Consider the following 13,122-nt stretch of genomic DNA (forward strand, 5'->3'; position numbering starts at 1 on the left):
CCTAGGTGCGCCGATATTGGCCACCGGGAAGTGGGGCGATAACGCCAGCTAGTTCTAATTGTAATAAGCCACTCAGCAGGGCACTTGTGTCTAGCTGGGTGGCTTTTACTAAGTTGTCTAGGCTGATGGGTTCATCCGGAATCATCTGAAAAATATGTTGTAGGGCGATGTCTAATTCCACTGTTGGCTTAGGGGCTGGCTCGGTGTTTGCTGGGGCCATAGTATGGGGGCTCTGGTGTGGACTGTTGTCTGGCCGCTGGGTCTTCCAAGTGTTGCCGTTAGTGTTGTTGCTGTTTGCTGTTTGCTTGTCTTGGGTTGGGGGCTGATGGGCTAAGCCAATATTTAGCAGGTCTGTGACTAGGTGATCTTCGCCCATGACGATGGTGGCTCCTGTGTTGATCAGCCATAAACAACCCCGGGCGGTGGGGTTGTCTAAACCATCGGGTAGGGCATAGACATGGCGGCCATAGTCATTGGCTAAATAGGCTGTGATTAAGGCCCCCGAGCGTTCCGGTGCCTCAGTTACTAGGGTGGCATGGCTGAGGCCAGCGATGATGCGGTTTCGCCGGGGAAAATGACTCCGGTCTGGCGGTGTCCCATCGGGATATTCGCTCAAAATCAGTCCGGTTTCTAGGATTTTTTGGTAGAGGGTGGCGTTGCTAGGTGGATAGACCACATCCACTCCTGTGCCCAATACGGCAATGGTTTGGCCTCCTTCGTTGAGGCAGCTTTGGTGGGCATGGGTGTCAATGCCATTGGCCATGCCGGATACGATGGTGAACTGCTGCTGGCTCAGGTGACGGCTCAGGCGCTGGCTCCAACGGCGGCCATAGGGACTGGGGCGGCGGGTGCCCACAATGCCCACCGTTATGGCGGGGGTTTGGTTTGGGCGTAGGGGCCCTCGGTGGTAAAGGATGGGAGGAGGATCTGGAATTTCCCATAGTAAGCTGGGATAGTCTGGGTCGGCGGGGGTCCAAAAATGGGGGTATTGGGCTTCGTGCTGCTGGAGCAGGTGTTCGGGGTGGATATGCGATCGCAACCCCCCAATTTGATCCGCCGTTACCAGACCAATGCCATCGACGGTGAGTAGATCGGCTGGGTCTGCCTGCCATGCCAATGCTAGGGACCCAAAGCGCTCATGCAGCCGCTTGATCAGTACCGGCCCCACATCTTTAACCTGTGACCAAGCCAGCCAATATGCCCGTTCCAATCTGGGGTCCCCGTCAGTCCAACGGTTTTAGAATGCCCAAAGGTCTGAAAAAGTCGATGGAAAAGAGCTAGGGAAAAGGGCTGAGCAGCCAGGGTCGCAGTCAGGGTCTGAGTTTAGGCCCTGGCCTGGTTCTGTTGCTTGAGATAGTCAAAAACGCTTTTATCGCCAATGTCCGGGGGAATGGGCTGCACCAGCTTACGGAGGGCAAAGACGGTAAATAAAACGCCCCAAACTCCGAGTAACTGTTGCCCTAAATCCACGGGCAGGGCTCCGACCATATGGGTTAACAACAGGGCGGGCACCAACAGCGTTAAGATCTTGGTTTCTAACCGGTTAAAACAAAATGCTTCCTTGAAGAAGATGCCGGTCAGGGCGGCAAAAGTAAAACCAATGCCCAAAATGGACAGGGGCTGCTGGTAAACCGTTAGGGCTAGGGGGCCAGGAAATGCGATCGCAATCCCTAAACTCGCTACCCCCCCTACCAGCCAGAAAACCTGTAATGCCAGGTGCAGCGGGCGCAGGTAAATGTGAATGAACCAAAGGCTGACCCCCAACCCTAGCCACATCAGCCCATACAGACCGGAAATTGCCCACAGTAGCTGATCGCTAGGGGCACCTGCCAAAATCAAAAGACTGACCCCCAGGGCAAAACTGAAGGCCGCTACCCCTAGCCCAATGCGGTAAATCACCACCTCACGTCGATCGTCTGGGGTAATTACAAACGTGCCAAACTGGCCGTCATAGGTCTCTAGCGTTGATTCTGGGTTTGATTCTGTCTGGGTTGTCACCATAAGCGCCTCCCGGCATGACCTGACACGAACTCGTCCCTTGTCCCACCTAGACCAGATCTGTAGAGCCCATAGCTTAGAACCCCTATCTCAAGTTGGCGACAACGGTAACTCAATGGTAAAGCATGTCCGCTGATCTCCACTCGTCACCTCAATCACCCCGTCAAGATGGCTCACCAGCTTTTGTACTAGAGCTAACCCTAGGCCGGTACCCCCTTGCTTCCAGGGATCTGCACTGGGCACTCGGTAAAACTTATCAAAAATACGGGGCAGCTCCCCTGGGGGAATTTCCACCCCCGTATTCACTAGGTCAAACTTTAAGGTTTTTTCGGCCTTGCCTGGGGTTACGGAGAGCATGATGGTCTCCCCTGGCGGCGTATATTTACAAGCATTGTTCAACAGCTCGGCCCAGATCCGATCTAAGCTCGACAGATCTGACTTCAAGCTCTGGGCATCCTGGTCTATGGTCATGGTCAGCTGCTGCTGGCGGCTAGTGGCGCGCTCCTGAAAACTATTGATCAGGGCCGGTAGCCATTCATTCAGGTTGATTTTTTGTGGGGCTAGCTCATGGTTGCCGACGTCCAGACGCTGCAGATCCAGCAGGTCGTTAATCAAACTAATTTCCCGCTCACATTCTTCTTTGAGAATGCGATAGTAGCGGGCGATGCGGCCTTGCTCTGCATTGGGTTTTGCCAGTTCCTGGTCTAAGCCCAGTTCTTGGTTCAAGGTTACTCCCAGGAGCTGCAGCGCCACGCGCATACTGGTGACGGGGGTGCGTAGTTCGTGGGAAACGGTGCTTAAAAAGTCATCCTTGAGGTTATTGACCTGTTCCAGTTCCCGCACTTGGGACTGGGACTCTTGATAGAGACGGGCCTGGCGGATGGCAATGGCGCACTGGTTGGCCACCTGCTGTACCAACCGAATCTCATCCGCGTTAAAGCCATGATCCTTGTTGTTAATTAGCCACAGATCACCCAAAACGCCCCGGTCATCAAAAATGGAGCAGGCCAACATGGACACCAGACCCCGCACCGGGTTGGGGGCAATGGAGCAAAACTGAAAGTACTGGCCTTCGAGCAGCTGGTGATAGACCTCGGGAAATGATTCCATTTGGGAGACCCGTCCCCGGTCCGATGGCAAGGTGGTGTATTCGTAATAGATGGTGGACGTGCCCTGCTCCAGGTCATAGAGGGAGGTATTGGACCCCCTAACGTCCAGGGCTTCCGTTAATTCTTGCACCGCTGTTTGCAGGATTTGTTTTTCGTCCAGGCTGTCCCGCACTCGGTCGGTAATTCGTTTTAGGGTGGCTTCAAATTCGGTGAGTTTATCTAGGGCGCTGTTGCGGTCGTCTAATCTTTGCCTTAACGCCCTGTTGGTGTATCGAGTCTGGACCAGTTCGCTGATGTCTTGGAGCGTATTGATCAGGATGGAGTCACTGCCTATCTGTAGCAAGGAACGACCGCCCAAAAACTGGCGTTGTCCGTCATGGGTGTCAATGGCAATGGGTTGGTTGGCGATGGTGCCGGCCTGAAAAAAGTTGTCATCTTGCGATCGCAACAATTCCGCATCAGCCAACGCCACCACTTCGGTGTCCAGGCAACCCACCAGCTGTTCCAGGGGCGTATCCAATAGCTGACAGCAGGCCTGGTTGGCAAACAACCAGCGATGATCTCGGCCTTTGGCATAGACCGGATAGACCACCGAATTTAGCCAGCTGGCCATAGACTCAATGGAAGCTTGGGCATCGGCACTTGACACTATAGATAGACTCATTTAGCAAGCGAGATGGAGAGGTGAGGTTTCACGCGTCGCTGATCATCAGGATGTTTTGAGCAAAAATCTGGCCCTTGCTCCAGCTGCTGAGGTTGAAGTTCAACCTTGTCTATGTCCAGAACGATGGAGTCCAGAACGATGGATTTCACCTTGGCATTGGTTGATGTTGGGGATCAGCAACATTCTTTGTTTTAATATGCCCTGCTTTTCCTAAAAAGGGCTAGCCATGTGCTCTAAGTGCAGCCTTATTTTTTTAGATCCGTGATTATACGTAGGTGGCTGCCAGGCAGATGAACCCGACCCATACCCCTGTAAAATTCTAGGGTTTGTTTCTTGTCAAATTCCATGGGTCCTGCCCCCACTGACTTTTCCCCCAATTGCTCCACTGGTAACGGAACTCCTAACTCCACTGGCAGTTCCGACTATTTACTGTCCCCCCATGTTGATGGTCAATCGTTATCCTATTCCTCTCTCAATCTGGGGGTTTTAGCCTCCGGCGATGGCAGCAATTTTGAGGCCATCATGGTCGCCATCGAGCGATCGGAGCTGCATGCAGAGGTCAAGGTGGTGATCTGTAATCGTCCTGGGGCTAAAGTTCTGGAACGGGCTGCCCGGTGGTCTGTCCCCACCGTCCTCTTAAATCACCGTGAGTTTGAGTCCCGCGAAGCCCTGGACGCAGCCATTGTGCAGACGCTGACTGACCATGGCGTTGACTGGGTGATTATGGCGGGCTGGATGCGGCGGGTGACCCAGTACCTGATCGATGCGTTTACGGGACGGTTGCTTAATATTCATCCCAGCCTATTGCCGAGTTTTCCAGGGTTACATGCTGTGCAGCAGGCCCTCGATGCGGGGGTGGCTGTGGCTGGTTGTACGGTTCACCAAGTGGAGCTGGTGGTGGATAGTGGCCCGATCATCATGCAGGTCGCTGTGCCGGTTATGGCGGGCGACACCGAGGAGACTCTCCAGGCCCGAATTCAAATCCAGGAGCATCGAATTTTTCCCATGGCCATTGCTTTGGCCGCCCATGGTTACGCTAAAGCCCTTGATGGGCTTGATGCCTAGATATTTTTTCGATTACGTCTATCACACCTATGCATAAAGGTTGTGGGATCCCATAGCCAATTTTTTAACCGACTCTCCCATCAAAAAACTTGACGGATGAGCCCGCTTTTAGTCCGGAAGTTAGATAGCCAGCCGCGAATGTATAAATAGTCACTCGATTTGCTGGACTTTACTGTCATGTTGAATACTGTGCAATTTGTTGGCAAAGATTTGGAGGTTTTAGTGCGCACTGCCCTACTCCATGGAGAACTGTCTCCGGGGATTGCCAGAGCGATCGCAAGTTATCAGGCAAAAGCCCAGTTAACGGCTGCGGAAAAGCGTCAGTTGGAAATTTTAGAGCGGGCGATTGCAGACGGCTGTATTGTGCCGGTATAGGCGCAAATCTTTAGCTGCCGAGTCTGTGGTCATTTATAGTATGGATATGGGTAGCTCTATAGCTACTCGACTGCCGCTGTTTGAAATGCCATGCTCTTGAGCTCGATATTCCGTTGTTGCCGCTGGATTGCTGTAGTTGCGATCGCCCTAGCCCTTAACCTCACCATTGTTGCTGCTCCCGCTCATGCCACCGGGATGTATGACATGCCCCTCAACCCAAGCAGCGATGGCTGGGTGCTGGACGGTGCCCAGCGCATCACTCGGCTCAACGAAAGCAACCTCAATAAAGATCTTCAAAAGCTATCAGACCAAACGGGGCAAGATGTCCGCTACGTCACCATCCACCGGCTGGACTATGGCGAAACGGCCCAAAGTTTTGCTGATCAATTGTTTACCCGCTGGTTTCCCACCCCAGATGTGGGGGCTAACCAAACGGTTGTTGTTTTAGATGATGTGACCAATACCATTGGCCTCGCATCCGGTGAAGAAACCTCAGCGCTGTTAACCGCTGAGATTGCCGAAAGCCTCACCCAGGAAACCATGAAAGCGCCGCTGCTCAAAAACAACAGCTATAACCAAGCCTTTGGCGATGCCACGGTGCGTCTAGCCTCTGTTTTAGCCGGAGAAGCTGACCCCGGTCCCCCGATTATCGAAGAAACCATTAACGTCGAAGGCACCTTTGCCACGGCAGAAGAAACCGAAGAACACCGAACTATCTCCACCTGGGTTGTAGTAGTGCTGCTGATTTTGGCCACGGTTATTCCCATGGCAACCTACTACTGGTATATATCTATCGGTGGCTAAGCCCGGATGCTTAAGTTCGCAGATAGCTGAGTTTGTAGGCTGCTCAGTTGCTGATTGTGTTGCTCCTGCTGGTTTTGTTGATCCTACAGAGGCTGGCTTCGGGCTCACCAAAAAGATTTAAACCCAGAAAGCGACCCCATTTGGGGTCGCTTTCTGGCTAAGTTTTCAATTCCAAGCTGAGATACTCAACCCTAGGCATAAACTGCTTCTAGAGTATCGCTAGTCACGCCCTGCAGCAGCCCTTCGGTCAGAGCCATGTGGAGCATCAAGTCAACCACCCGGTTGGAATAGCCCCACTCGTTGTCATACCAAGCGATTAGCTTGAAGAAGTGAGGATTCAGTTCAATCCCAGCACCCGCATCAAAAATACTGGAGCGAGGATCGGTGACAAAATCAGTTGAAACCACCGGATCTTCGGTATAGCCTAGAATCCCACGCAGCCCGTTGTTAGAGGCCGCCTTCATAGCATCACAAATTTCACGATAGTTGGTGGCCTTTTCGGTGCGAACCGTTAGGTCAACCACCGATACATTAGGTGTCGGCACTCGCAAAGCCATGCCTGTTAGCTTACCCGTTAGCTCAGGCAGGACCAGGGTAACGGCCTTGGCTGCCCCTGTGGATGCAGGAATAATGTTCTGACCGGCCCCACGGCCACTGCGCAAATCTTTCGGGTTGGGGCTATCAACGGTGGATTGAGTAGCCGTTGCCGCATGGACGGTGGTCATCAGACCTTCCGCAAACCCAAAACGCTCTTGGATTACCTTGGCCACGGGGGCTAGACAGTTGGTGGTGCAGCTAGCATTGGAAACAATCCGATCGGTCTGGGGGTTGAAGCTCTTATGATTCACACCGACCAGTAATGTCGGTACGGTGTCTGGGCTCTTGGTGGGGGCCGATATGACCACCCGTTTGGCCCCAGCCTTCAGGTGATTAGACGCTTGCTCATGGGTTGTGAAGAGGCCTGTAGCTTCCACCACGTAATCTGTTTCGAGTTCACCCCAGGGGAGTTCAGCGGGATTTCTAATGGAAAAGCAGGGAATAAATTGACCGTTCACTACGATGCCGTTATCCCGCGCTTCCACATGGCCGTGAAACTGACCATGGGTGGAATCGTATTTGAGCAGATAGGCAAGATTTTCTGGAGAAACTAAATCGTTGATACCAACAAACTTGATGTTGGAGTTGCTGATAGCGGCTCGCAGTATTAAACGACCAATACGACCAAATCCATTGATGCCAATTTTTAGCACGGCCATGACAAATTATTGCTCATATGATGGTGTACACAATCACTGCCTCATTAAGCGAGCAGCTTGTACCTGTGTATTTCTTATTCTGTGTACTTGATGGGGATCGTCGGTTTTCCTTTAGAGTTACGGCGATCTATATGAACTAGCGTTTCAAAACATAGGCAAACATAACTAACCCGAGACCATTCGCAACAAAATGACTCAAATTATTTCATTGCCTTGCCATGGTGCGGCGGATTTAACTAGGTCGGGGTCAATTGCGTCGATTTGGTGACGGATGGCTTGTTTTAGGGTTGTCCATTGCTGTTGACTGAGGACTGGTGTGGAGGTTAACTCCTGCTTTGACAGGTGCATCGGCAGGTCCAGCTTGAACCAAGATCGACAGCCCCCATGGGCAGGTTGCCAGTCAATGGTTATGGGTGTTTCTAAGCGATGTACCCGCAGTAATAGAAGATGTAACGGTTGGCTCGGTTTCCAGCGAAAACGTTCCGTTACAAATTGCTGATTCCAGATGTGGAATGGTTGCAGAGCGTTGACGGTGGCCAAACTTTTCACAGTCCATACATGGACAATCTCTGCCCAGGCTTGGAGGGTAACCTGGTTAGGATGCCAGCCAGGGGCCACCGTGGTTACTTGGTCAGCCCATTGGGGCTTGAGTAAATGGGGTTTTTGATGTTCATAGGTGGGATATAGCCATACCTGCTGGTGGGGTACCGCAAAGTGTTTTCCCTCTTCCCGAATGCCCCCTTTGCGCAGTAGCAAAATGGTTTCTCCCTGGATCAGGGCATCGATGGCGACGGACCATTCTTTTAGGGCGTAGGGCAGCATGGGCATCATCGGATATGGGGTTGCCCATATCCTAATCAATAGCCGTCTCTCAATACCATTTTCAGTACCATGGGAGACGGCTATTGGATGCATCAAGTCCAGGTCGAATTTGGCTGATTAGCCAACGGGGGTGGCTATGGTTTCGGCACTAGCTTCAGCACTGGTTTTCTCACTACTGGTTTTCTCGCTATGAATGGTCTCAGGTCGGTCCGCCTCAGACGGTGGGACCACCTGCCAGAATTGGGGCAAATAAATGTCCCAATTTGCCAAAATGCGAGCGGCTTTGGTACTGCCTGTCCGCTCCCCATGGGCGGTAATCATCTGTTTGAGCTGCTGGGCTCCGGCGGCGGTGATCACCCGCTGCAGGTTGACAATTTCAGGGTTCACTCGGGTGGGGAAATCGCCCTTTTCGTCGAGGAAATAGCCCAGGCCCCCGGTCATGCCCGCACCGACGTTGCGACCCACCCCACCGAGGCACACCACAATGCCTCCGGTCATGTATTCACAGCAGTGGTCCCCGGCTCCTTCAATCACGGCTTGACCCTTGGAGTTGCGTACGGCAAAGCGCTCGCCGGCCTGGCCAAAGGCATAGAGGGTGCCGCCGGTAGCTCCATAGAGACAGGTGTTGCCGATGATCACATTGTCAGACGGGTCGTACTGTACGCCGTCAAACGGCGTGATAATTAGCTCACCGCCGTGCATGCCTTTGCCTACATAGTCATTGGCTTCCCCCACTAGCCGTAGAGTCATACCCGGTAGGTTAAAGGCTCCAAAGCTCTGACCGACGCTGCCGTTAAAGGTCAGTTTGATGGATCCAGCAAATCCGGTGTTGCCATATTGCTTGGCAATGGTACCGGACACACGGGTGCCAACGGAGCGGTCGGTGTTAATGACGGGCAAGGATTTACTCACGTCTCCCTGCTGGGCAATGGCTTGCTGAATATCCGGGTCTGCTAGCAGCCGATCGTCTAGGACGGGCCCATTACTATGGATGTCCCCATGGTCTAGCCAGGTGCGATCGCACTTCGTATCCGGTAACTGGGTCAAAATATCCAACGTCAACCCTTGGGTCTTGGTCAGACTCACATCGGCTCGCGGGGTCAGCAAATCAGCCCGGCCAATGACCTCGCTTAAGGAGCGATAGCCCAGGTGGGCCAGGAGCGATCGCACTTCTTCCGCCACAAAGTGGAAAAAGTTGACCACATGTTCCGGCAGGCCGGTGAAGCGCTTCCGCAGTTCCTCCCGCTGGGTAGTTACCCCCACCGGACAGCTGTTGGTGTGGCAAACGCGGGCCATAATGCAGCCTTCCGCAATCATGGCGATGGTGCCAAAGCCGTATTCCTCCGCCCCCATCAGGGCTCCCATGACCACGTCCCAACCGGTTTTAAGTCCGCCATCCACCCGCAGCAGCACCCGGTCCCGCAGCTGATTTTCCAGCAGCACCCGATGCACCTCCGTCAGCCCCAGTTCCCAGGGGACCCCGGCATGTTTGATGGAGCTGAGGGGAGAGGCGCCAGTGCCGCCGTCATGGCCGGACACTTGAATGATGTCGGCGTTGGCCTTGGCCACCCCCGCCGCAATGGTGCCAATGCCAATTTCAGACACCAGTTTGACGGACACCCCTGCGGCCGGATTGATCTGATGCAGGTCAAAGATCAGCTGGGCCAGGTCCTCGATGGAGTAAATATCGTGGTGGGGCGGTGGCGAAATCAGGGTGACACCGGGCTTTGAACGGCGCAGGGTGGCAATGTAGTCGCTGACTTTGCGCCCCGGTAGCTGTCCCCCTTCCCCCGGTTTGGCCCCCTGGGCCATTTTGATTTCGATTTGCCGAGCGCTCATCAGGTATGCCGGGGTGACCCCAAAGCGGCCTGAGGCCACTTGCTTAATGGCTGAGCAGGGGGTATCCCCAGGTTTTAATCCTTTCAGGTGGGGCAAGGTGGCCGATAGTCCCTGGTCGTCCACATCGGGGATGGCCTGGAATCGGACTGGATCTTCGCCCCCTTCTCCGGAGTTGGACTTGCCACCGATGCGGTTCATGGCAATGGCCAGGGTCTCATGGGCCTCCCGCGACAGTGCCCCCAGGGACATGCCCCCGGTACAGAAGCGGGCCATGATGGCTGCCACGGGCTCCACGTCATCTAGGGGAATGGAGTTGCGATCGCTCCTAAAGTCCAGCAGATCTCGCAGGGCCGCCACCGGGCTGCCCTTGAGGTGTTCCTGGTACACCGCATAGTGGTCATATTGATTCAGCTTCACCGCTTTATGGAGCAGCTTAGTCATTTGCGGACTATTGCTGTGGTACTCTCCTTTGGGCCGAGCTTGGGCAAATCCCATGTGCTCCAAACGCTTGCCCGTCAATTCAGGGAATGCCTTGCGATGGAATCGCATGGTTTCCTGGGCCAGCTCCGCCACTGTCAGACCTCCTAGGCGGGAAATACTCCCTTTAAATCCAGCGGCCAGTAGTTCTGGGCCAATACCAATGGCTTCAAAAATCTGAGCGCCCTGGTAGCTAGACAGCAGTGAAATCCCCATTTTCGAGAGAATTTTTAGCAGTCCCTCTTCCACCGCTGTCCGGTAGTTAGTCTGGGCTCCATTTAGGGTGGTCGTGGGCAGTTTGTCCGCAGCCATCAGCTTTTGGGTCTTGCTGCTGGTCCACCATTGTCGAACAGTTTCTAAGGCTAGATAGGGGCACACGGCACTGGCGCCATAGCCGATTAAGCAGGCAAAGTGATGGGTGGTCCAACATTGGGCCGTATCCACTAGGAGGGAAGCCCGCATCCGCAACCCGTTACTAATTAGATGGTGGTGGACTGCCCCCACCGCTAAGAGGGGGGGGATATAGGTCTGGGTGGTCGATACGGTGGCGGCATTGCCCCCACTGTCGATGCGATCGCTCAAGATCAAAATTTCGGCCCCGGACTGCACCGCTGCATCAGCCCGGTCACAGAGGGTTTTAATCGCCTCCCCTAAGTCATGGGGGTGATCGTCCAGGGCATATAACGTGGAAAGGTTCGCCACCGGGAGCTGACCCTGCCGGATCATGGCCAACTCGCTATCGTTAACGACCGGTGACTCCAGTTTGATCAACCGCCCTGGCTGCTCATCCAACAGATTATGGCGCTGGCCCAGCTGCACCTGCAGCGACATCACCAACCGCTCCCGTAAGGGGTCAATGGGGGGATTTGTTACCTGGGCAAACCGCTGTTTGAAGTAGTTGTATAACAAATGCGGCTTCTCTGACAGCACCGCCAAAGGCGTATCGTTCCCCATGCAGTAGGTGGGCTCTTTGCCCTGGGACGCCATGTCCTGGATCACCATCTCCAGATCCTCAGCGGTATAGCCAAAGGCCGTCTGCTGAGTAAGTAACGCCTGCTCTCCTAAATCAGACTGCTCCTGGAATAGCTGGGGAGAAATATCCTGACGGTGGGTCCGGAGCCATTCCCCATAGGGCTGGGCCTGGGCCACCCGCTGCTTGATATCCCAATTTTTCAAGATTTCATGGGTTTCTAGGTCAATGGCAATCATTTGACCAGGGCCCAGTCGCCCCTTCTCCACAATCTCTTCGGTGGGCAGTTCCACTACGCCCGCCTCCGAGGACACCACCACATAACCGCTGCGGGTAATAGCGTAACGGGCTGGGCGCAGCCCGTTACGGTCCAGGGTGGCCCCCACCTGTTTCCCATCGCTAAAGACCACCAGGGCCGGACCGTCCCAGGGCTCTTGCACCCCGCTGTAATATTCGTAAAAGTCGGTGATCTCAGGATAGGCCAACAGTTCGGGCTGATTGAGATAGGCCTCGGGTACCATCATCATTAATGCCTGGGCTGGGCTACGTCCGGAGCGCACCAACAGCTCCATCACATTGTCTAAGTTGGCCGAGTCGCTAATATCTGCGTTCACAATCGGCTTCAGTTGATCTAAACTCTCACCCCACACCGGACTGGCCAAATCCGCTTCTCGAGCCATCATCCAGTTGATGTTGCCAATCAGGGTATTGATTTCACCGTTATGTCCCAGGAGCCGCATGGGATGGGCCAAGGGCCATTTGGGCATGGTGTTAGTGCTAAAGCGACGGTGATATACCGCAAAGGCGCTTTCGTAGTCACTATCCTGCAAATCTAGGTAAAACGTTCCCAGGACTTCGCTACGGACCATGCCCTTGTATACCAGGGTACGGCTGGAAAAGGAGCAAACATATAGATCCCGGAGGGCGGCTTGGGTCGTTTGGGTTAACTGTTCAGAACTCTCAAGGGCCTCTAAGGCCTCTAAGGAACGGCCCCAAGCACGGCGTAGTAAAAACAGTTGACGTTCTAACTCATCACCATCGACGGCCGCTTCCACGATCACCTGTTCAATCCGAGGCTCAAATTCTTGGGCCAATTTGCCTAAGGCGGCCGATACAACTGGCACCGGTCGCCACCCCACCACGGTCATCCCGGCTGTTTTGGCCACCTGGGCAAACTGCTGCTTAGCGATGGTAGCCGCTTCGTCGTGGCGGGGCAAAAAGGTCATGCCCACCCCAATGCGGCCCGGTGTGAGGGGGGTAGATCCGGCCCAACGCTGTAGAATTTTCCACGGAATCGCTGTCATGATGCCCGCGCCATCCCCGGAGTCTTGGTCGGCACAGCAGCCTCCTCGGTGTTCCATGCAGCTGAGGGCATGGAGGGCATCGGCCACTAAGCGATGGCTGGCACGTCCTTGCTGGTCAGCAATAAATCCCACCCCGCAAGCATCCCGTTCCTCCACTAATGATTTAGGTCCGAAGGAGTCCCGCCATTGGGGGGGCTGATGTGCTTGAAGATTGTCCATGCGCTTATTAACCATGAGCCAGTCGCCAGAAGGTAATAGAGAAATGATTGAGTGACCAATTGCTATCACTATTGCCAACAGTCAATAGTGATAGCGATTGAAAAGTTATCCCCAGGAATAGTTGGGGATGAGTCTGCCAAAAGGAGTTATTTACCAGGGTGGGTAGATTGCAAAGAAAAGCTCTATCGAAAACCTCCCTTAATCAGTCAACATCGCCCCA

General features: G+C 54.1%; 9 protein-coding genes. 3 read left to right on the top strand and 6 right to left on the bottom strand.

Going from position 1 to position 13,122, the window contains the following annotated elements; genetic code table 11:
* Window position 1: 1 nt before the first annotated feature.
* The 3 genes from dprA to VB741_RS15460 all read right to left on the bottom strand — a co-directional run bounded on the left by dprA (window position 2) and on the right by VB741_RS15460 (window position 3,771).
* Window positions 2-1,210: a DNA-processing protein DprA gene (gene dprA / locus VB741_RS15450; RefSeq protein ID WP_323366074.1), complete on the bottom strand. Its 1,209-nt coding sequence runs from the start codon at window positions 1,208-1,210 to the stop codon at window positions 2-4.
* Window positions 1,211-1,323: 113 nt separating this feature from the next.
* Window positions 1,324-1,998, bottom strand: coding sequence for a DUF2301 domain-containing membrane protein (locus tag VB741_RS15455; protein WP_442786373.1), 675 nt, complete (start codon window positions 1,996-1,998; stop codon window positions 1,324-1,326).
* Window positions 1,999-2,088: 90 nt separating this feature from the next.
* A complete protein-coding gene (locus tag VB741_RS15460) occupies window positions 2,089-3,771 on the bottom strand; it encodes a GAF domain-containing sensor histidine kinase (protein ID WP_323366076.1) in 1,683 nt (560 codons plus the stop codon).
* A gap of 345 nt (window positions 3,772-4,116) precedes the next feature.
* Between VB741_RS15460 and purN the strand changes: the two genes are divergently transcribed.
* The 3 genes from purN to psb32 all read left to right on the top strand — a co-directional run bounded on the left by purN (window position 4,117) and on the right by psb32 (window position 6,015).
* Window positions 4,117-4,836, top strand: a complete 720-nt coding sequence (gene purN, locus VB741_RS15465; RefSeq protein ID WP_323366077.1) for a phosphoribosylglycinamide formyltransferase — start codon at window positions 4,117-4,119, stop codon at window positions 4,834-4,836.
* A gap of 177 nt (window positions 4,837-5,013) precedes the next feature.
* Complete coding sequence (locus tag VB741_RS15470; protein ID WP_323366078.1) at window positions 5,014-5,211, top strand: hypothetical protein; 198 nt, start codon at window positions 5,014-5,016, stop codon at window positions 5,209-5,211.
* A 90-nt stretch (window positions 5,212-5,301) separates the two neighbouring features.
* A complete protein-coding gene (psb32, locus tag VB741_RS15475) occupies window positions 5,302-6,015 on the top strand; it encodes a photosystem II repair protein Psb32 (RefSeq protein ID WP_323366079.1) in 714 nt (237 codons plus the stop codon).
* A gap of 191 nt (window positions 6,016-6,206) precedes the next feature.
* Here psb32 and gap read toward each other — a convergent pair whose 3' ends face one another.
* From gap to gltB, 3 genes are all read right to left on the bottom strand, one after another.
* Complete coding sequence (gap, locus tag VB741_RS15480) at window positions 6,207-7,271, bottom strand: type I glyceraldehyde-3-phosphate dehydrogenase (RefSeq protein ID WP_323366080.1); 1,065 nt, start codon at window positions 7,269-7,271, stop codon at window positions 6,207-6,209.
* Between the two features lie 195 nt (window positions 7,272-7,466).
* Window positions 7,467-8,093: a DUF1802 family protein gene (locus tag VB741_RS15485; RefSeq protein ID WP_323366081.1), complete on the bottom strand. Its 627-nt coding sequence runs from the start codon at window positions 8,091-8,093 to the stop codon at window positions 7,467-7,469.
* 117 nt (window positions 8,094-8,210) lie between these two features.
* Window positions 8,211-12,917: a glutamate synthase large subunit gene (gene gltB / locus VB741_RS15490; RefSeq protein ID WP_323366082.1), complete on the bottom strand. Its 4,707-nt coding sequence runs from the start codon at window positions 12,915-12,917 to the stop codon at window positions 8,211-8,213.
* Between the last annotated feature and the right edge of the window lie 205 nt (window positions 12,918-13,122).

The organism is Leptothoe sp. PORK10 BA2 (genome assembly GCF_034932105.1).
GTDB lineage: Bacteria > Cyanobacteriota > Cyanobacteriia > Phormidesmidales > Phormidesmidaceae > Leptothoe.